Origin of the sequence: Pseudoalteromonas sp. CO325X (genome assembly GCF_004208955.1) — a bacterium.
GTDB lineage: Bacteria > Pseudomonadota > Gammaproteobacteria > Enterobacterales > Alteromonadaceae > Pseudoalteromonas > Pseudoalteromonas ruthenica.
In genome coordinates this window covers 70,759-88,102 of record NZ_SGPG01000017.1, presented here as the reverse complement: position 1 = coordinate 88,102, position 17,344 = coordinate 70,759, and the positions used below count along the sequence as shown (strand labels likewise).

Annotated in this window: 18 protein-coding genes; 9 read left to right on the top strand and 9 right to left on the bottom strand. The window is 45.5% G+C overall.

Annotated features, from left to right (window positions below):
- Positions 1-18: 18 nt before the first annotated feature.
- From EXT46_RS08735 to EXT46_RS08715, 5 genes are all read right to left on the bottom strand, one after another.
- A complete protein-coding gene (locus tag EXT46_RS08735) occupies positions 19-1,164 on the bottom strand; it encodes a heparan-alpha-glucosaminide N-acetyltransferase domain-containing protein (RefSeq protein WP_130146722.1) in 1,146 nt (381 codons plus the stop codon).
- Positions 1,154-3,232, bottom strand: a complete 2,079-nt coding sequence (locus tag EXT46_RS08730) for a TonB-dependent siderophore receptor (protein ID WP_130146720.1) — start codon at positions 3,230-3,232, stop codon at positions 1,154-1,156. The genes EXT46_RS08735 and EXT46_RS08730 overlap by 11 nt, the downstream gene beginning before the upstream one ends.
- Before the next feature lie 165 nt (positions 3,233-3,397).
- Positions 3,398-3,856: a GNAT family N-acetyltransferase gene (locus EXT46_RS08725; protein ID WP_130146839.1), complete on the bottom strand. Its 459-nt coding sequence runs from the start codon at positions 3,854-3,856 to the stop codon at positions 3,398-3,400.
- Positions 3,853-4,230, bottom strand: coding sequence for a DUF3703 domain-containing protein (locus EXT46_RS08720; protein ID WP_130146718.1), 378 nt, complete (start codon positions 4,228-4,230; stop codon positions 3,853-3,855). The genes EXT46_RS08725 and EXT46_RS08720 overlap by 4 nt, the downstream gene beginning before the upstream one ends.
- Positions 4,231-4,311: 81 nt before the next feature.
- Positions 4,312-4,794 carry a DUF523 domain-containing protein gene (locus tag EXT46_RS08715; RefSeq protein ID WP_130146837.1) on the bottom strand — a complete coding sequence of 161 codons (483 nt, stop codon included), beginning with the start codon at positions 4,792-4,794 and terminating at the stop codon, positions 4,312-4,314.
- 140 nt (positions 4,795-4,934) lie between these two features.
- Between EXT46_RS08715 and EXT46_RS08710 the strand changes: the two genes are divergently transcribed.
- Positions 4,935-5,552 carry an aspartyl/asparaginyl beta-hydroxylase domain-containing protein gene (locus EXT46_RS08710; protein WP_130146716.1) on the top strand — a complete coding sequence of 206 codons (618 nt, stop codon included), beginning with the start codon at positions 4,935-4,937 and terminating at the stop codon, positions 5,550-5,552.
- Here EXT46_RS08710 and EXT46_RS08705 read toward each other — a convergent pair.
- Complete coding sequence (locus EXT46_RS08705) at positions 5,522-6,034, bottom strand: hypothetical protein (protein ID WP_130146713.1); 513 nt, start codon at positions 6,032-6,034, stop codon at positions 5,522-5,524. The two genes, EXT46_RS08710 and EXT46_RS08705, sit on opposite strands and share 31 nt — an antisense overlap.
- A gap of 70 nt (positions 6,035-6,104) precedes the next feature.
- Positions 6,105-6,347 (bottom strand): TIGR02647 family protein, encoded by a 243-nt coding sequence (locus EXT46_RS08700; RefSeq protein WP_022944921.1) that lies wholly within the window; start codon positions 6,345-6,347, stop codon positions 6,105-6,107.
- 171 nt (positions 6,348-6,518) lie between these two features.
- Between EXT46_RS08700 and EXT46_RS08695 the strand changes: the two genes are divergently transcribed.
- Both EXT46_RS08695 and EXT46_RS08690 read left to right on the top strand, forming a co-directional pair.
- Entirely contained in the window at positions 6,519-7,484 is a 966-nt protein-coding gene (locus tag EXT46_RS08695) for a calcium/sodium antiporter (RefSeq protein ID WP_130146711.1), read from the top strand.
- A 59-nt stretch (positions 7,485-7,543) separates the two neighbouring features.
- Positions 7,544-7,897, top strand: a complete 354-nt coding sequence (locus EXT46_RS08690; RefSeq protein ID WP_130146709.1) for a hypothetical protein — start codon at positions 7,544-7,546, stop codon at positions 7,895-7,897.
- Between the two features lie 162 nt (positions 7,898-8,059).
- Here EXT46_RS08690 and EXT46_RS08685 read toward each other — a convergent pair whose 3' ends face one another.
- Entirely contained in the window at positions 8,060-8,848 is a 789-nt protein-coding gene (locus tag EXT46_RS08685; protein WP_130146707.1) for a hypothetical protein, read from the bottom strand.
- A gap of 284 nt (positions 8,849-9,132) precedes the next feature.
- Here EXT46_RS08685 and EXT46_RS08680 point away from each other — a divergent pair, with 284 nt between their 5' ends.
- The gene (locus tag EXT46_RS08680) at positions 9,133-9,351 is read left to right on the top strand and encodes a hypothetical protein (RefSeq protein ID WP_130146705.1); all 219 of its coding nucleotides are present in this window, start codon (positions 9,133-9,135) and stop codon (positions 9,349-9,351) included.
- A 288-nt stretch (positions 9,352-9,639) separates the two neighbouring features.
- Positions 9,640-10,020, top strand: coding sequence for a hypothetical protein (locus EXT46_RS08675; RefSeq protein WP_130146703.1), 381 nt, complete (start codon positions 9,640-9,642; stop codon positions 10,018-10,020).
- Positions 10,021-10,147: 127 nt separating this feature from the next.
- Here EXT46_RS08675 and EXT46_RS08670 read toward each other — a convergent pair.
- Positions 10,148-11,298, bottom strand: a protein-coding gene (locus EXT46_RS08670; RefSeq protein WP_130146701.1) for an IS3 family transposase whose coding sequence is annotated in 2 segments (ribosomal slippage) — positions 10,148-11,061 and positions 11,061-11,298 — 1,152 coding nt in all. Because the reading frame shifts where the segments join, the coding sequence is not laid out codon by codon here.
- 216 nt (positions 11,299-11,514) lie between these two features.
- Between EXT46_RS08670 and EXT46_RS08665 the strand changes: the two genes are divergently transcribed.
- Genes EXT46_RS08665 through brxC form a run of 4 tightly spaced genes read left to right on the top strand, consistent with a single transcriptional unit; the run spans position 11,515 to position 17,344 of the window.
- Positions 11,515-12,441, top strand: coding sequence for a WYL domain-containing protein (locus EXT46_RS08665; protein ID WP_205988234.1), 927 nt, complete (start codon positions 11,515-11,517; stop codon positions 12,439-12,441).
- Between the two features lie 9 nt (positions 12,442-12,450).
- Positions 12,451-13,050, top strand: a complete 600-nt coding sequence (locus EXT46_RS08660) for a DUF1819 family protein (protein ID WP_130146697.1) — start codon at positions 12,451-12,453, stop codon at positions 13,048-13,050.
- Positions 13,047-13,649 (top strand): DUF1788 domain-containing protein, encoded by a 603-nt coding sequence (locus EXT46_RS08655; protein ID WP_130146695.1) that lies wholly within the window; start codon positions 13,047-13,049, stop codon positions 13,647-13,649. Before EXT46_RS08660 ends, EXT46_RS08655 begins: the two co-directional genes overlap by 4 nt.
- Positions 13,650-13,666: 17 nt before the next feature.
- Entirely contained in the window at positions 13,667-17,344 is a 3,678-nt protein-coding gene (gene brxC / locus EXT46_RS08650) for a BREX system P-loop protein BrxC (RefSeq protein ID WP_130146693.1), read from the top strand.

The following is a 17,344-nucleotide window of genomic DNA, read 5'->3' as shown; positions in this document are numbered from 1 at the left end:
CAATGCTGTGGCCTAATGTTATAGATACTTTAGCCACCACTGATGATGAGTGCGCTTGTAATCGCTAAACCACTTCACAGGCAAGTAAAGAGCCACGGCAAGCAGCACAGCGATAAGCCATATCCAAGCGATGTGATTAACCCCCACATACTCGCCCTGGTTATTTCCCACCAACCAATAAGCAGCTTGGTACAATGCCAGTAACACATACAAATGGACGACGTAAAAGAACATGGGTACCGAACCAAAGGTACGCAGCATGTTGGTAACGCTTCCCAGCGGCTTTTCAAAGACATAAAGGCCGACAAACATACCCGCCAGAGTAATGAGTAAAAAGCTCAAAGAGGGGGGGTACTTAGTGATATTGAAAATCGACATGGTCGTTTGCATCGCCGAGTCGAAAGAATGCCAAGGCAATGTTTCACCATAAATATTGCCACCGCGTAACAAAGCAAAGAGCAATACACAGATTAACGCAAGCCCTAATAGCCAAGCCTGACGTCGTGGCTTCGCGATGCCTTTGCCATACAGCGGTCCGGCACAATAACCAAGTAAGATTACGCCAATCCATGGTAGCACCGGATAGCTAACCTTCACATTGAGCCAACTTGTTTCCAAGATGTAGCCACGATCATGCAAAATACGCCACAGCGTATACCCCCACTCATTTTCATTAAACTCGATAGGGGTGAGCATGTTATGAGTAAATACAATGGTTAAACCTAAGGTCAGTAACACCGGCATAGGTAGCTTGTGCAATATCGCCAGCACCAGCATACACAGGCCAATCGCCCACATAACCTGTAGCCATAGGGTGTGGTAACTGCCCATCCACGAGTAGCTAATCAGGGTTACTTCAAGGGCTATAATAAAAAGCCCACGTTTGAGCAAAAAACCGGTGGCACTGCGTGGTTGGCCTTGCCTAGCGTGCTGATATAACCACGCCGACATGCCAGTTAAAAAGATAAATGCAGGCGCGCAAAAATGAGCGGCGAAACGACTCCAGAATAACCCCGGCGAAGTCGTTTCTATGACCATAGGGTCGCTCACTTGCATGTGTAAAAAGAAACGCTCACGCACGTGATCCACCAGCATCAGCAGAATCACCACTCCGCGCATAATATCAATGCTATGAATACGCTTCTTTAGCTGCTCAGAAGTCATAACCGACACTCAGCTTAAACTGTGTTGGCGCACCCGGATATGCCCACATAGCATTGTAACTACTGGCAATATAGTGCTCATTAAAAATGTTATCGACATTCAGCGCCACCGATAGCTGCTTCGATGCAAACCATTTTGCGTATAGACCAACAAGTTGGTAGCTGGGAATACGAAAGCTGAGATCGGCGGGGTCGCCCAGGCGGTCGGAGTTATACTTGTAATGAGCCCCTACTTTTATGTCTTGCTGCCACAGTGTCAGGGCATGGTTTATAGCCACAGAAACATTATGCTTGGGTACGTTTACCAGCGGGCTGCCTTTGGGTATCGGTACTAACCAGTCAGCGTTAATTACATCGTTGGCCGTTTTCGCATCAACATAGGCATAAGACAAGGTGTAATCAGTGTTACTACCGAACGAGCCGGATAAATCAAGCTCAACGCCTCGGCTATTCGCCTCGCCGACCGGCGCTGAGTAACCGACATTGATTGGATCGGACACCAGCATGTTACTCTTGGTCGCATCAAACCACGCCAGCGTACCGCTAAGGTGTTCGATACTAAATTTTACTCCAACCTCAAACGAGTCACTTTCCTCAAAGCCAAACGGCTTGCCGTTGGCATCGGTGCCACTGAGCGGTAAAAAGCCTTCTGAATAGCTGGCATATAAATTCACAGCGCTATTAACGTCGTAAACCACCCCAAAGCGCGGGCTTATACGATTTTTAGTGCTTTTTGAAGCCACCCCAGACTTGGTTTCGAAAATATCTTGGGCTATTTCATCAAATCTGAGCCCGAGCATCACTTTGAGCGAATCACCTAGGTCGAGCTGATCTTGTAGATAGATACCATAGGCATCCTGCTGTTCATTATTCTCATATTGCATGCTCACATCTGGGCCCGGCATAGAGTTATAATCAGGCTCGAATATATCTAGGGTATAGGTGCCGTAGCCACCCCGATAGCGATATAGGCCGGTGCGCAACTCATAGTCATAACCATCCACACCGATCAGCACATGGTTAGTAGTGCCGACAACCTCAAAGTGGCCGCTTAGCTCGATACGTGCCGAGAGATCATCAGACTTATAATCGCGATAACGATGCTGACGCGTGAGGGTACGCCCATCATCGTAGACAGACTGTCTTGACGGCGACAATTCCGCATCTGAAGAATAACCCGTTAATGTACCCGTTCGATAACTAGCACCGACAAGCAGTGACCAATCGCTATTTAAATCGTTATGATATTGCAGCTGGTGGCCGCGCGAATGTACCTTGGTAGGCGCATCGTTAGGGTTTCCTAAAAATCGCGACTCAGGCAGGGTTTCAATATCGCCATTTAAAACTACAATACCGCGATCATACATTTGCTGCTGATCAACATACTCAAACTCATAGGTCAGTGAAGAGTCATCCCCCACTTGGTAGTACAGAGACGGCGTAATTGCGAACTTTTCATGGTGTACATAATCACGATAACTATCACTGTCTTGCCAAGCCCCATTGATACGAAAAGCAACATCGTCGTTAACTGCGTTGGTGTAATCTCCTTGCACACGCGTGTGATTGTCACTGCCTATTTCAGCTTGTAACTGTCCTTGCTGATAAAACTGTGGCTTTTTAGTAATAATATTAACTGTACCACCCGGCTCTGAGCGCCCATATAATGCCGAGCCTGGCCCTTTAAGTACCTCAATATATTCAATATTTGATACATCTCTCGGCCCAGCAAAGCCTCGGCCACCACTAAAACCATTGATGAGATAGCCCGAGGGCATATTTTCGTTGCCCGACAGGCCACGAATCGAATAGCTATCCCACAGCGCGCCACCATTATTTTTGCGCGAGATACTGGCAGAGAAATCAAGAACATCACGAAAACGTGTAATGCCGTTATCAGTGATTAAGTCTTTGCCCAGTGTGGTAATTGATTGTGGCAACTCTTGTGCGGGAATATCACCGCGAAAAGCTTGCTTGTGCTCAACGGTAATCGTTTCTATATCATTGTTTTGCTGTGCAAATGCCCAACTCGGCAAAGCCAGCACTAAAAGCGAAAGTGGATACTTCATAACATCACCCAAATAGAATTTGTTATATCATAGCAAATGATACAAAGTAACAAAACACTTGTATGATAAATATGACTTACCGCGACCAACCGATTCAGTGATGGGCTAATTCCTATGGGCAGATTAAAGCGGCTCTGCGCTACTCATCTGGTAGCTAGCAGATAGCTAGTGCCAGGGAGTTTGGTTTTCTATATACAACAGGGCCAACATGTCTTCTTCATCGTCATCCATGCCCTGTTCAATGAACCCAAATTGGCTGTAAAACTCTTTCGCAACAGGGTTGGAGGGGTTATAGCAAATTTCAATTTCGGTGATCTGTGGCTGCTCTTTAATTTCGGCAATGGCCAAGGTTAAGGCATAACGGCCATACCCTTGGCGCTGATAGCGCTCGTCAATCATGAACCGCCAAATTGAGACTTTGTGTGTGCTTTCCTGAACCCACATAAAGAACCCGATGGGCTGCTCACCCAAGTAAATTGCCCGGGTGCTATAGCCGCTATTAAACTGCGCTTCAACTAAGGACCACATATTACAGGCCACATAATCTTGTTGCTGCTCACTTACATCAAGATCACATACGGCCTCATAGTTGCCTTTAGTAATCGCGCGCAATGACAAACTTATTGCTCCCATGTTGCGACCCTCTTTTTAGCGTTGGCGATAGTTTGAGCGTAATTTGCAGGGATGGGCATCACTTTAAATGGGCTGACATTAGCGCCACCGGTGTTCCCCCTAGGCACCCAGCCCAATGCGGTTTTGCTGGCGGCTCCGAGAATCCGCACAAGTTGCCCCGTAAACTCTGGTAAAACGCGGTTACACCACGCCCAACGGAGCATTAACATATGCACATAGGTATGCCAATAGGTGGACTCTTGCCCCAATACATGGGCATTTTGCAAATGAAAAAACTGTTTATTGGGGTCGTTGGCATGCTGGGCTTGGCGTGCATACACCAACTCACGTAACACACTAAACCTAATGGCTTGACTAAAGGTCATGGACGCTCTTAAAAGTGAACAAACTTTCACCTAGCATACTACTTAGAGTTAGCTCCAAGGCAAGCATTCAATGGTGACTTCTTAATCACTGAGCTGTATTCGCAATTGTTTTAAGGTATGTTGGCTAAACACACTCACGTGATTTGCTCGTAGCAGTGCACTCACGACCCCTTGCCCCGGCACCTTGCGAGCACTAAACTCGCCATTGTAAATGGTATTGCTACCACAGGAAGGGCTCGATTCTGTTAACACCGCATAGCGAATGTCGTGCTGTTTGCACAATGCGAGTGCCTGGCGAGCGCCTTGCAAAAATACCGCTGTGACATCCTCACCATCTGCGGTCACTATTTTAGCCCGTCCTGCGAGCACATCATCGCCATCACCCCCTACAATTTCTGCTGCCACTCTAGGAGTCGGCAAGCCCGCAGCAACCTCTGGGCACAATGGCATGATATGACAATAGCTACGCAGCCATTGCATATTTTCGCACTGTGCACTTACGCAGGTGGCGTTATAACGCACTTTACTACCCAACAAGCAGGCACTCACTAAAACTGGGGTCATCACGATAATAAATGGCTGATATCAGCCAGTAACTTAGCGAAAATATCAGCGCTCGGCTAGTAAGGCGCTGTAATGACCCGTAATGGTTAATAATTTTGAGGGTGTTGTACTAATGGCATGCTTTTTCGGCTTTTTTTACTATGTGTCAGAATCATCAACTCAACGGCCAAGTAGCCGCATTTGCGCAGCTCGCGCTCTGTTTTTCGCCGTTGGAAATTCTCAATTCATTGCCTGAGTTAACAACTCTGCCTTGGGTTCCTCATGTAAATACCCAACATTATCAGGGCCAGTGGGATGTTGTTCCGTTACGTTGCCAAGCCCACCATAAAAGCGCCCATGAGATCTTACAAAGCTTTAGTATTGACCAAGGCGAACATTGGACCAACTTACCGTTATTACAAAACAGTCATGCGCTTGTTGAGGTGTTGGCGAGTCTGCCTTGTCCGGTAAAAGCTGTGCGACTCATGCGCTTACGAGCCGGCGCGGAAATAAAACCCCATCAAGACCCAGGGCTCGCACTGGAATTCGGCGAGGCCAGATTACACTTGCCATTGCGTAGCGACGAGCACCTTATATTCAACGTAGCTGATCATCGTGTGCCGATGCAGTGCGGAGAGCTTTGGTATCTCAATGCCAACATGACACATAGCGTGCACAACCGCAGTACTGAAGACCGCATCAATGTGGTGTTCGACTGCCAAAGTAACGCCTGGCTTACTCACCAAGTTTATAACAGTGCTAATTGCCTGTGGGTATAAGCGTCATCGCGAAACCACTGTTGCATAACGGGAAACCCCTGTAGTTGCTCGGGTGCAAGACACATAAACCAACTATAAAGTAGCGGCACACCCGGGCCTGGGTTAGTGCTAAAGGCAGTAATTAAGTTAGCGGCAGCGCCGCGATAGCCGTGTTCGTGAAACACCACACTGGGCGGCAGACCTATCGCTTGAAGTGCAGCCCACGACCACGCCATTGCCGCCATTTCTTCGCCGCCTTGGTGCCCCCATTTTTTAACATCACCGCTGAGTGTGGCGCGGTGATGCCGGTCTGTAACCGCTAAGTGCCCAGCTTCATGGAGTAAATCTCCTTCATGGGCTAAGCGCTTTTTATCAATCACTAATATCCCTTGATGAATATTGATACCCGGAAGAAAGCTTTCTTCAGCCACTGGCGCAAGGCGATAAGGCAGCTCGATATCATCAAAGAACTGCAAAATAGCAGGCAAGTGAGTGTGCACCATGATCACCTCGTCAACTGTTGTGATGCTTGCAGCTTACAGCGGCGACACTCACGCGTGCTATTACAGGCCATTACCCGGCTTTTGAGCTTAATGCCGCGTAGAGAGTGTCTAAATGTTTCACTAAGTCGAGACCTAAATCGGTTAAATAACCCCCATCGGGACTATCGGTGATGCCTTTATCGAACAATCGCTGCGCGGCATCACGCAACGTTGCATCAGCATCACTGTGTACCTTTATGCCCTGCATGTGGCTAGCACGTGGAAACTTTGCCAACAGCTCCATTTCATCAATCATGGTTTTATTTATGCGCACGGTGATTCCTTATAATTGTTGTTGCTATCACTTTAATGCTAGTTGAAGATCAAATTTATGCTGCTTTTTTAAAGTACTTTATTTCTTGCTAAGTAGATGAAAGTAAATGCTTTACAAGGGCAACTAATGCGCCCATATTAAGGCCATAAAAGCCAAGATGGCGGAGGAACAATGGTGCTTGCAATAACAGCGATTGTAGCTGGTTTTATACTACTGGTTTACAGTGCTGGACGCTTTGTAGACGGCGCTGCGGCCACTGCGGCACACGCGGGGTTACCCACTATTTTGATCGGTATGCTTATTGTCGGGTTTGGCACATCCGCACCGGAAATGGTTGTCTCGGCGATGGCTGCGAGTGATGGCAACCCGGCGCTAGCACTAGGCAACGCTCTTGGCTCAAACATTGTCAATATTGGCCTAATTTTAGGGGTCACTGCACTGATTGCTCCCATCACAGTGCACTCGAATATTGTTCGCAAAGAGCTACCACTGCTTTTAGCTGTGGTGTTGCTGTGTGGCTATTTGCTCTACGATGGTCAATTGACCACATTCGACGCCACCTTGCTGCTTGGTGGCTTTGTTAGCGTGGTGGCATGGTCAATATATTCAGGCCTGCGCCACCACAACGACCCACTAGCAAGCGACACCGAGCAGGGTGTCACCAGCCAAACCATGGGGCTAAAGAGCGCACTGTTTTGGTTAGTTTGTGGCTTAGTGGTTCTAGTGCTAAGTTCACGCATATTAGTGTGGGGTGCGGTGCAAGTCGCCTCGGCATTGGGAGTCAGTGATTTAGTCATTGGCCTTACCATAGTCGCTTTGGGCACTTCACTACCAGAGTTAGCTGCGTCTATTATTGCGGCGAAAAAAGGCGAGCATGATATTGCCATTGGCAACGTGGTGGGCTCGAACATGTTTAATATTCTTGCCGTTATTGGTATTGCTGGAGCGATTGAACCCTTCGGCCTTGGCGCAGATATTTTTTATCGTGATTGGGGAGTGATGCTGGTGTTAACGCTTGCTTTGCTGATCATGGCCTATGGCATCGGCCGTCAAGGCCGTATCAACCGGGCAGAAGGTGGGCTATTGCTCAGCGGTTATCTCGCCTACAACGGCTACTTGCTGTGGACCTTAGTGTAAATCGCGAATGCGAGCAAACCCACTCTCTAATCATTGAACACCTTAGTTAAGGACAACCTATGCAATATAAGAAAACATATTATGCAATTAAGGCACTCGCTGTTTTATCTTTTGCTGCCATTGCTTTTACATATTGGGGAGCCGGTCTGGCTCTGTTATTGCTGCTATCGCCGTATGCTATCTTGTATTTTTTGGCCAACAGTCACAGCTATCGCAATACAAAATTAGCCGTGATGCGAGCCACGCCGGCGATATTCAGCTTTTTCATCATGCTGGGCTTAGTGTTTGGGATTCAATCAGACCCACAGTCAGGTATCGGCGTTATGCTAGGCGTAACGGCGCAATTGGCCTCCATTAGCCTCGCCGAGTTAATCATCCTGTTTTTCTTGCGAACTCCAGAATATGCACCTTAAATCTGTACCATAAACGCATAACAATTATCCTTTGATAAAGTGTGCACTGCAATCAAGTACTGACCTGATGATGCAGGTGCTACACGCCGGTGCCTCTACCCACCATAGTCGGCAGATGCTCACTGGCTTTGACGTCGCCCTAGGTAACTAGGGCAATGACTGCTAACTCTGTGGGCACGCAGGGTGTTCTAAAAGCACTTGCGTGACAATTTGTCCAAACAGCGCTTGCTGTTGCTGATCTAGCTCAAGCGCCGGATTATAGGGAATCGCGTCCGCCAATTCGCCAGTAATGATCTCATAGAAGGTCATTGCGGTGAGCACCTTCCCTGCATAGGATGCATGATTACCATCTGCATGATGTAGCTCAACCGTTGGCATAACCTCTAATACACGGTTCCAAACCAAGCCTACGGGCGCGACACAGCTAAGCTCTTGTTGGCTAATTGATTGATGTAAATTGTATACCCGCTCTGCCTCAGAGGGGTCACCACGTTGTGGGTGCTCTGGAAATAATATCGGTGTGATGTTGTTTGATTTAGCCTTTGCAATTAAACGCTCAGTTGCGTGCGTTGGATAGTCGGTTGCGCCGGACTGAGAGTACTTTTGCCCTTGAAATATGGCGTGGCTCCAAGTGTTTTTTTCTAATTGCTCTACGTTTGCAGTAACCGCAGCAATTTCATCTAAAAACCGCCCACTGATTGTTACCGTTTCAATCGTCTTATTTGGAAGTTGGTCACTGATCAGTGTTTCAATGATTGAACCTAATTGTGAGCTATGACTGTTACCATAAATAACCAACCGATAGTCAGCAACCGCACTATTATCAACGATGTTACCTGTCGGTGTTGGTGTCAGTTGCTTTGGCTCATCATTTTTTGTGCCAGAGCCACAGGCTGTTAGGTTAAGCCCAATGAAGGCTATGAAGGAAATAGCTAAAGGTTTTATCGACATGATCACCTCCCTGTTGCATTGCGCAAAAGCGCATAGACGATAGATATATGATTCTTTTCGAAAATACACACATTAGTAGGCAACTGCAATAGTAAAACAGCACAAATAATATGCAGCACCAGATAAAAGAATCAAAGGTTCACTATGATAATTAAGCGTAGCAAAACCTAATATTGGCAATAACTTATATTATTTGATATTAATAAATCAGCGACCAAAGCAAGCTTATCATCATCTTAGTCAGTGGAGGTTTTGTGCACAGTTTTGAAAGCCACGGAGGTCATATGTCTCAACGGGAAAAGGTTGCAACATGGTTAATGCTAGTGATTTCATTCGCTGTATTTATTGCTGCAACATATATAATTGGTTCGCTTATTGGCAGTCTATTTATCACCGCAACGGTTGAGCTATCAATTCTGCAAATCGGCATTATTTGTGGAGGGATCACAGCAATATCAGTATTTATACGTTGCGTGAAAAAGTTAAAAATTATGCTGAATTAGTTCGCACCTCTAGGTCATAACAAAGGTAGCTTAGAGCAAGCGACAGACGGCCACTGCCACCAAAGTCACAGTAATACACCCGTAATCGTTGAGTTTCTCCCATAGTCAGGAAAACGACCCTCTGGGTCGTTTTTGTAGTGTCCAGGTTTAGAGCTATGTCGCGTAACTTCAGCGCTGGTAAGTATTTCCTAAATTTGCTATCAATGGTCTAAGGACTAAAACGAGACAGATTGCGGTAGAAAAACGACCCAATCGCTCGATATTAAATTGTTAACAGCATGGAGTAGCATGGCCAAGTTCCTGAAAGTCATTGCATGTGTTCTTATCGTTGTGGCTGTCACAGTTTGCGCTGTGCTTTTGTGGTTTGACCGCTCACAAGATATCGATTTCGCTGTTTATCAACCCGATTCTTGGGTTACATGCAATGGAAAAATAGACAAGAATTCAGGTGAATATGATCGACTCAATAAGTGGTTGAAATTAAATAGTTCAAACTGGAAAAGCTATGTAGCAACTGCTGCTCCTGGGTATTTTTATAAATCAGAAAAAATTATGATTTACGTACAAAAGCATGGAGTAGTCGTTAATTATTACGATGGACAAAATTGGTCACAAGTGCATAAGTCTGTTGATACGAATGGAATTTATGATGTCTGCAAAAGCAGTTAACAAGTTAAATCAGCGGAAAACCACTCGCTACGCTCGCGTTTTCCGCTGTTTAAAGCGTTAGGGCGCCGAGCTACCCACAGAAATTATCGTGCTCGAAATAAAATAGGTTTGAATCGACCAGCTTTTACTAGACAAATTTTTGTTTGAATTCTTCGAGCTTTTCATAAGCCAGTGGAGGCATGTTATTCGCTTCCCCATGCTTACGTCTAGAGTTATAAAACATTTCAATGTAATCGAATACGTCAGCTCTCGCATGCTCGCGAGTTAGGTAGATTTTTCTTTTTATCCGCTCTCGCTTTAACAGTTGGAAAAAGCTCTCGGCAACAGCGTTATCGTGGCAGTTTCCTCTCCGGCTCATACTTGCCTTGAGATTGTGTGCGGTCAAAAAGTCACTCCACTCATAGCCTGTAAATTGACTCCCCTGATCTGAGTGTATTAACACCTGCTCTTTCGGCTTTCGCCGCCATACTGCCGCTAGGAGCGCCTGAGTAATAAGCTCAGACTCCATTCTAGAACTCATCGACCAGCCAACAACAGTACGAGAGTAGAGATCTAATACGACAGCAAGGTAAAGCCTGCCTTCATGAGTTCGGATGTAAGTGATGTCAGTGACCCAGGATTTATTTGGCGTAGTTACGGTAAATTTTCGGTCAAGAATATTACTAGCAACTACGGCTGGTTTACCGCTGTAATGACCTTTATGTTTTCTATAGCCTACTTGCGCTCTTATCCCTTCTAGCCTCATCAGCTTGGCTACACGGTGCTTGCTGCAAGCCTCACCTAAATCGCGAAGATCGCTCGTGACTTTTCTATAGCCGTAAACACAACCACTTTCTAACCATGAGTGTTTAATCAACCCAGTCAGTCGCTCGTCTTCTAATTGACGCTGTGATTTGGGGTTATTCATCCATGCGTAAAAGCCACTTCGCTGAATTGAGAGGGTTTTACACATTATTTTGGCTGGATAATTATTGAGCCTAGCTTTTATGAACGCGTATTTTTCTTTGACTCGCTCGCGAAAAATACGGTTGCTTCCTTTAGAATGTCGCGCTCCATTGTCACGCGTTTAAGTTCCTTTTCTAACTGCTTGATTCGGTCTGTTTGGTCTCGCGATTGCTTATGCTCCTCATTATCTGGACCGTGAGATTTTATCCAGTTATAGAGAGAGCTGCTGGTCACTCCAAGCCTTTCGGAAACACTAGCCACTGAATAACCGTATTCCGTAACTTGTTTAACTGCTTGTATTTTAAATTCTTCAGTAAATCGCTGGGACATCATTTCTCCTTAGTACACATAATTATAAAGCAATTAGGTGTCTAGAGAGGGCTGGTCGATTCATTAAGCTGATTGAATCAAGTTTATACAACTGTACATTTTTACTTTGCACAGGAATTAGATTTTACTAGTCAATCGAAAAACTGATTGATACCATCATACCTAATGAAAAAAAGTAGGTTGCTTGATGGCATTCAATCGATGGCATCCTAGTTTTAAATGATTAGGGCTTGTCCCAGATGGATTGAGAGGCTGACAGTGCAAGACAACACTGGACTTGAAGAGCTTAGTCAAGCACAGAGAGAACGACTCGCTCATATTGATTTCACTTTGTTATTTAAAGGTGAAGCTGGGCGTAGTTATTTGACTGAGCGCTTTAGCGTAGCGCCGTCTGTGGCAACACAAGACTTTGCGCGGTACAAAGAGTTGGCTCCTAACAACGTTATGTATAACGAAAAGCGCAGAGTGCACTTGAAGACGAGTGCATTCCAGCCGTTGTTTGATTATGACGTTGTTCGAACGCTTGCGACGATAAGCCAAGGGTTCGGTGATGGCTTTCTTGGCAAGGTTAGGCCTCCTATGGCTTGTGAAGCACCATTTCATCTCAATAAGCCGAAATTGGAAGTGGTAGCGGCTATTAGTGAAGCCATACATAAGCGCGCTGTTATTAATATTGAGTACACATCATTGTCGAGTGGTCATGGGAGCAGGCAAATAGTTCCTCATACCTTGATTGACAATGGCTTGAGATGGCATGTCCGAGCATTCGATAGAAAGCATAGAGAATTTAGGGATTTTGTTTTAACCAGAATAAGTGAAGTTGAGTTGTTAGAGGGTGAGGTTAACGACGAAGTTGAGACTCTTCAGTGGGATAAGCAATGGAACCGAATCGTTGAACTAGAGCTGATACCTCATCCAAAACTAGCACATCCAGAAGCTGTATCGATGGATTACGCAATGGAAAACAATAGGTTGCGTGTAGAGATAAGAGCTGCGTTCGCTGGATATTTACTGCGTTTATGGAATATCGATTGTTCAAAGAATAGTGAGAGCAATGGGCGAGAGTTCCATTTAGCACTTAAAAATCCAGAAGCACTATACGGCGTTGACAATGCTGCACTCGCTCCTGGATATAGCGAATCGTGAGATGAATTTATGAATATAAAAGAATATTTAGGCGATCTTATCGGAGGCAGTTTATTGATAACTGAATCTAGAATAATCGCAGAATCGCTACTGAAAAAACTTCCAGAAGATGAGTGGAAGTCGTTGATCGTTGAGCAAAATGTTCTTCAGAAAAAATCCGGTCAGACGGCTATTCGTTATGCCAGAACAATCCGTTGGCGTATTGAAGGCCTGGGTGATGAGTTTATGACTGATCTTTTAGCCGCGAGTGAACGCGCCTATGTCCAAATGCTGATGATGTCATTACTCATTCATTCTCCGGTTGTCGCTGATTTTATGAGACTTACCTTAGCCGAGGCTCGTCGCACCTATAAACCCTCTTTAACCGCTGATGCATGGTCTGAGTTTTATGACACGAGAGTGGGGGCATATGCCGAACTTGGCGGTTTTTCTGACTCAACTGTCAAAAAAATGGGTAACAACGCAATTAAGGCATTGGTTGATAGTGGCTACCTGAGCGATAGCAGGACAAAGAAAATACAACCTGTTTACCTAATGCCAGAAGTTAAAGACTGGTTAGTTCGTCTGAGCCGGGAAGATTTGATTGATGTAATGGAGTGCACAATATGAAGGCTCTTCAGACCCGGCTTGATCTGATATTGGAACGAATTGAAAGCCCTAAGTTTTTGAAAAACGATGGCTTGGGCAATGAAATTGGATTTTGGGTATTTGACTACCCAGCCAAGTATGAACTGCTTGTACGAGAGTACCTTAAGCACGTTGACGAAAAACTCAACAAGCGTGGTTACCGTTTTGTCCATCTCAATATTTTTGAAGTCTTGATAGATATGCTTGAGGAGCGAGGTCTTTTTGACCGAGCTTGCCAGCGTGAATTGCAAGTCGGTGTTGATGGCCTTCGAAAAACACTAGCCGGGCCTCTGAGCCAAGAGAAAGTGGCAAGGTATATCGCGGACAAATATAAGCCATCAGAACTTGAGTTTGTGTTGCTGTCAGGCTTAGGCAGTGCGTGGCCTCTTGTCCGAGGACATGAGTTACTTAGTGCTCTGCAAGACGTTATGGGTAGCACGCCATTAGTGCTTTTCTATCCGGGTGAATATAGCGGAAGGGATTTGCATCCTTTCGGCATGATCGAATCTAAAAACTACTATCGCGCCTTCAAGCTTGTGCCTGAAGACGGTAAAAAACCTTTAGTTGAAAATAAGAAGTAGAGCAGGGAGCCTCCCGAATGAAAATTGAACAGATTTTTTCCAAGAAGTTGACGCGTGATATTAACGGCGTTGTTAAAGCGGAACAGAAAGACAATGACAGTGTGTATGTCGAACTTGATGAGTATGTTGTTACCCGAGAGCTAGATCGACATTTTCGCGCTTTCTTTGAGGCTTACGTTCCATCTGTGACGCAAAGCGGCGCATCAATGTCAGGCAAAATTGGTGTGTGGATTTCTGGCTTCTTTGGTTCGGGTAAGTCTCACTTCCTGAAAATTTTGTCTTACCTCCTCGAAAATAAATCTGTCGAAAAGGATGGACAAGGCCGCCAAGCATTTGAGTTTTTTAAAGACAAAATCAACGATGCCATGCTGTTGGCCGATATCCAAAACGCTGTTACCAAAGATACAGACGTTATTCTTTTTAACATCGATTCACGTGCCAATACGGATGACCGAGAAAATGCCATTCTTAAGGTCTTCCTCAAAGTCTTTAATGAGCGTGTAGGATACTGCGCTGATTTTCCTCATATTGCGCACTTAGAACGCGAGCTTGATAAGCGTAATCAATACATGTCTTTCAAGGACAAATTTGCTGAGTTGACCCAATCAACTTGGGAAAAAGAGCGTGACGCCTATGACTTCTATCGAGACGAACTTTCAGAAGCACTTGCTCATGCCAGTGAGCAATCATTAGAGTCAGCCAAAGCGTGGGTTGAGCAGGTTGAAAACAATTTCCCGCTAGATATCCGAAACTTCTGTAAGTGGGTTAATGAATACTTAGATCGAACAGGGGATCGTAACCTTCTTTTCTTAGTTGATGAAGTCGGTCAGTTTATCGGTAAGAACACACAAATGATGTTGAAGCTTCAGACCATTACTGAAGATCTTGGCACATATTGTGGTGGCAGAGCTTGGGTCGTTGTTACCTCTCAAGCAGACATTGATGCTGCCATTGGTGGTATGGATAAGCGCGATGGCGAGGACTTCTCTAAAATTCAAGGGCGTTTTAGTACCCGCTTACAGCTGTCGAGCTCGAATACCTCGGAAGTTATTCAAAAGCGTTTGTTGTCCAAAACAGAAGAAGCTCGTACACACCTCATCGATGTCTTTGCTGAAAAGGGCGACATTCTTCGTAACCAGCTGACATTTGATAAAACGACAACCGCTTCTCTAAAGGGCTACACCGACGCTCCGTCTTTCGTGGACAACTATCCGTTTGTGCCTTACCACTACACGCTGGTTCAAAAAGTGTTTGAGTCAATTCGAACAAAAGGCGCGACGGGTAAGCACTTAGCCATGGGTGAGCGTTCATTACTTGATGCTTTCCAATCAGCTGCAAAACAGATGAAGGACGCTGGCCTTGATGTGTTAATCCCGTTTTACAGTTTCTATGCACCGATTGAAAGCTTTTTGGAGCCAGCGGTTAAGCGAACGATTGACCAAGCCTGTGAGTTGGATTCCTTAACGGATTTTGATGGCAAGATCCTAAAAACGCTTTTCTTGATCCGTTATGTGGACGTTGTCAAAAGCACACTAGACAACCTTGTAACGCTGTCAATTGATCGAATCGATGCAGATAAAATTGCGCTGCGTAAACAAATTGAAGAGAGCTTGAATCGTCTTGAACGCCAATTGCTGATTGCGCGTAATGGTGATGAGTTTATCTTCCTGACCAACGAAGAAAAAGAGATCGAAAACGAGATTCGCCACACTGACGTTGAAATGTCAGAGGTCTCTAACAAGCTTTCAGCAATCGTATTTGACGGTATTTTGAAAGGTAATCGTGCCTATCGTTACCCGATTAATAAGCAAGACTTTGCGGTGAGCCGTTTTTGCAATGGTCATCCAAAAGATGGTACCACGCTGGAAGACCTAGTCATTAAAGTCATTTCACCTTTGGATTCGCACTTTGAAAATTACTCCCACGATCAAGCGTGCATCAATCATACGCTGGAGGCTGATGGGTGCGTGCTCGTCAAGCTGGGCGAACATAAGCGTCTTTGGGATGACCTGACAACCTTTATTAAAACTGACCGATTCTTAAAACAAAATTCAGGACAGCGACCAGAGCAAGAACACCTTCTCCGCGAAAAGCAGATGGAAAATATTGAGCGTGAAAAACGCTTAAGAACGGATTTTGAAGCTTTGTTTGCAGAGGCTGACGTTTACGCTATCGGCACAAAACTACCGAAGAAATCAGCAACGCCAAGTGCCATCGTCGAAGAAGCATACAAATACGTTATCGAAAACACCTTCGCTAAATTGAACATGCTCAAGGCGACACCTGGTGAAGTTTTGCGTGAACTAAAGGCCGTACTTGTTGCTGATGATATTGCTCAGATTGGATTGGATCTTCAAGCGGATGAATGTAACCCAGAAGCTACGCGTGAGGTTGAGCAGTACGTAACGCTGAAAGTCGAGCGTAATGAGCCTGTGTATTTACGTGACATCGTTGCCCGTTTCGGCAAGCGCCCGTATGGCTGGCCAGACAATGAAATCTTATTGCTCACTGCTAGGCTGGGCTTGGCTGGAAAGGTATCTTTTAGTACCCAGGGCACAGATCTGGCGTTGAAAAAAGCTTACGAGCCGTTTACCAGTGTGCGTAAACGCGGTGAGATCCGTGTACATAAGATCAGGCAACATGACGAGCGCCAAATTAATAAGGCGGCTGTTTTAGTTAAAGAACTCTTTTCACTGACTTATACAGGTGGTGGCGAGGCAGAGATCGCCAACAATGTTAATGGCGGTCTAGATAAATGGCTAAAGAGCTTAAGATCCTTTCGCGACATGTCTAAAAATGGTCATTTCCCAGGTAAATCTCAAATTGACGATGGTCTTGCATTGGTCGCGGGTATTCTTGAGCAAACTTCAAGCTTCGCCCTTATCGCCCGATTCTTAGAAGACGCTGATGCCCTTGAAGAGTTTGCTGAGGACTTTGAGGATCTTGATGACTTCTACAATAGCCAATTTCAAACTTGGCAAGCCCTTGCTGGCGCATTAAACGAGAAGTTTAAGGCCAACAGACCTGCGTTAGAAAAAGACAGTGAAGCATTAAAAGCGCTCACTGAATTAGAACGCATTTACAATATGCCCTCACCGTATGAGCAGCTGCGCCACATTAATCCGCTTATCGAGCAGGTGGCAAAAGTTAACTCAACATTGGTTGAAGAAAAACGCACTCATGCCTTAGAGCGTGTAAATCTGCGCATCGGACGTGTAAAGGAAGCGCTAGCTGAAGCTCATGCACCGTCTGAACTACAGAACCAAGCACTGCGCCCGTTACAAATGTGCAGACAGCGCATTGAAGTAACCTCTTCAATACCACAAATTATCAGTGAGCAAACTGAAGTGGAAGGTTACGAAGACGAAGCCTATGAGTTGCTGAATGGCTTTATCGAAAAGCAACGCAAAAAAGCTGAAGCTGAGCAAAGACGTCGTGAACTCGAACAGAAGAAACGCGAAGAAGAAGCAGCGAAAGCCGGTAAAGCAGCTCCAGCACCTGAGCCAGCCCCTGAACCAGTGCAGCCGCAGCCGATTGCAAAACGTACCGTAACGATTAACCCAACCGATGCCATAGCTAAGTCAGTAACAACAGGATTCATTGAAAGTGAAGCCGAAGTTGATGCCTATCTTGCCGCTTTGAAAGAGCAGCTGATTGCTGCTGTCAAAGCTGGTGACCGCGTACGAATTAAGTAA

Bases quoted from the DNA above. Each gene is read 5' to 3' on its own strand.
- EXT46_RS08710 (WP_130146716.1), top strand. From the start codon at position 4,935: ATGTGTCAGAATCATCAACTCAACGGCCAAGTAGCCGCATTTGCGCAG.
- EXT46_RS08735 (WP_130146722.1), bottom strand. From the start codon at position 1,164: ATGACTTCTGAGCAGCTAAAGAAGCGTATTCATAGCATTGATATTATG.
- EXT46_RS08685 (WP_130146707.1), bottom strand. From the start codon at position 8,848: ATGTCGATAAAACCTTTAGCTATTTCCTTCATAGCCTTCATTGGGCTT.
- EXT46_RS08730 (WP_130146720.1), bottom strand. From the start codon at position 3,232: ATGAAGTATCCACTTTCGCTTTTAGTGCTGGCTTTGCCGAGTTGGGCA.
- EXT46_RS08720 (WP_130146718.1), bottom strand. From the start codon at position 4,230: ATGACCTTTAGTCAAGCCATTAGGTTTAGTGTGTTACGTGAGTTGGTG.
- EXT46_RS08675 (WP_130146703.1), top strand. From the start codon at position 9,640: ATGGCCAAGTTCCTGAAAGTCATTGCATGTGTTCTTATCGTTGTGGCT.
- EXT46_RS08695 (WP_130146711.1), top strand. From the start codon at position 6,519: ATGGTGCTTGCAATAACAGCGATTGTAGCTGGTTTTATACTACTGGTT.
- EXT46_RS08660 (WP_130146697.1), top strand. From the start codon at position 12,451: ATGAATATAAAAGAATATTTAGGCGATCTTATCGGAGGCAGTTTATTG.
- EXT46_RS08665 (WP_205988234.1), top strand. From the start codon at position 11,515: ATGATTAGGGCTTGTCCCAGATGGATTGAGAGGCTGACAGTGCAAGAC.
- EXT46_RS08690 (WP_130146709.1), top strand. From the start codon at position 7,544: ATGCAATATAAGAAAACATATTATGCAATTAAGGCACTCGCTGTTTTA.
- EXT46_RS08705 (WP_130146713.1), bottom strand. From the start codon at position 6,034: ATGGTGCACACTCACTTGCCTGCTATTTTGCAGTTCTTTGATGATATC.
- EXT46_RS08680 (WP_130146705.1), top strand. From the start codon at position 9,133: ATGTCTCAACGGGAAAAGGTTGCAACATGGTTAATGCTAGTGATTTCA.
- brxC (WP_130146693.1), top strand. From the start codon at position 13,667: ATGAAAATTGAACAGATTTTTTCCAAGAAGTTGACGCGTGATATTAAC.
- EXT46_RS08655 (WP_130146695.1), top strand. From the start codon at position 13,047: ATGAAGGCTCTTCAGACCCGGCTTGATCTGATATTGGAACGAATTGAA.
- EXT46_RS08715 (WP_130146837.1), bottom strand. From the start codon at position 4,794: ATGACCCCAGTTTTAGTGAGTGCCTGCTTGTTGGGTAGTAAAGTGCGT.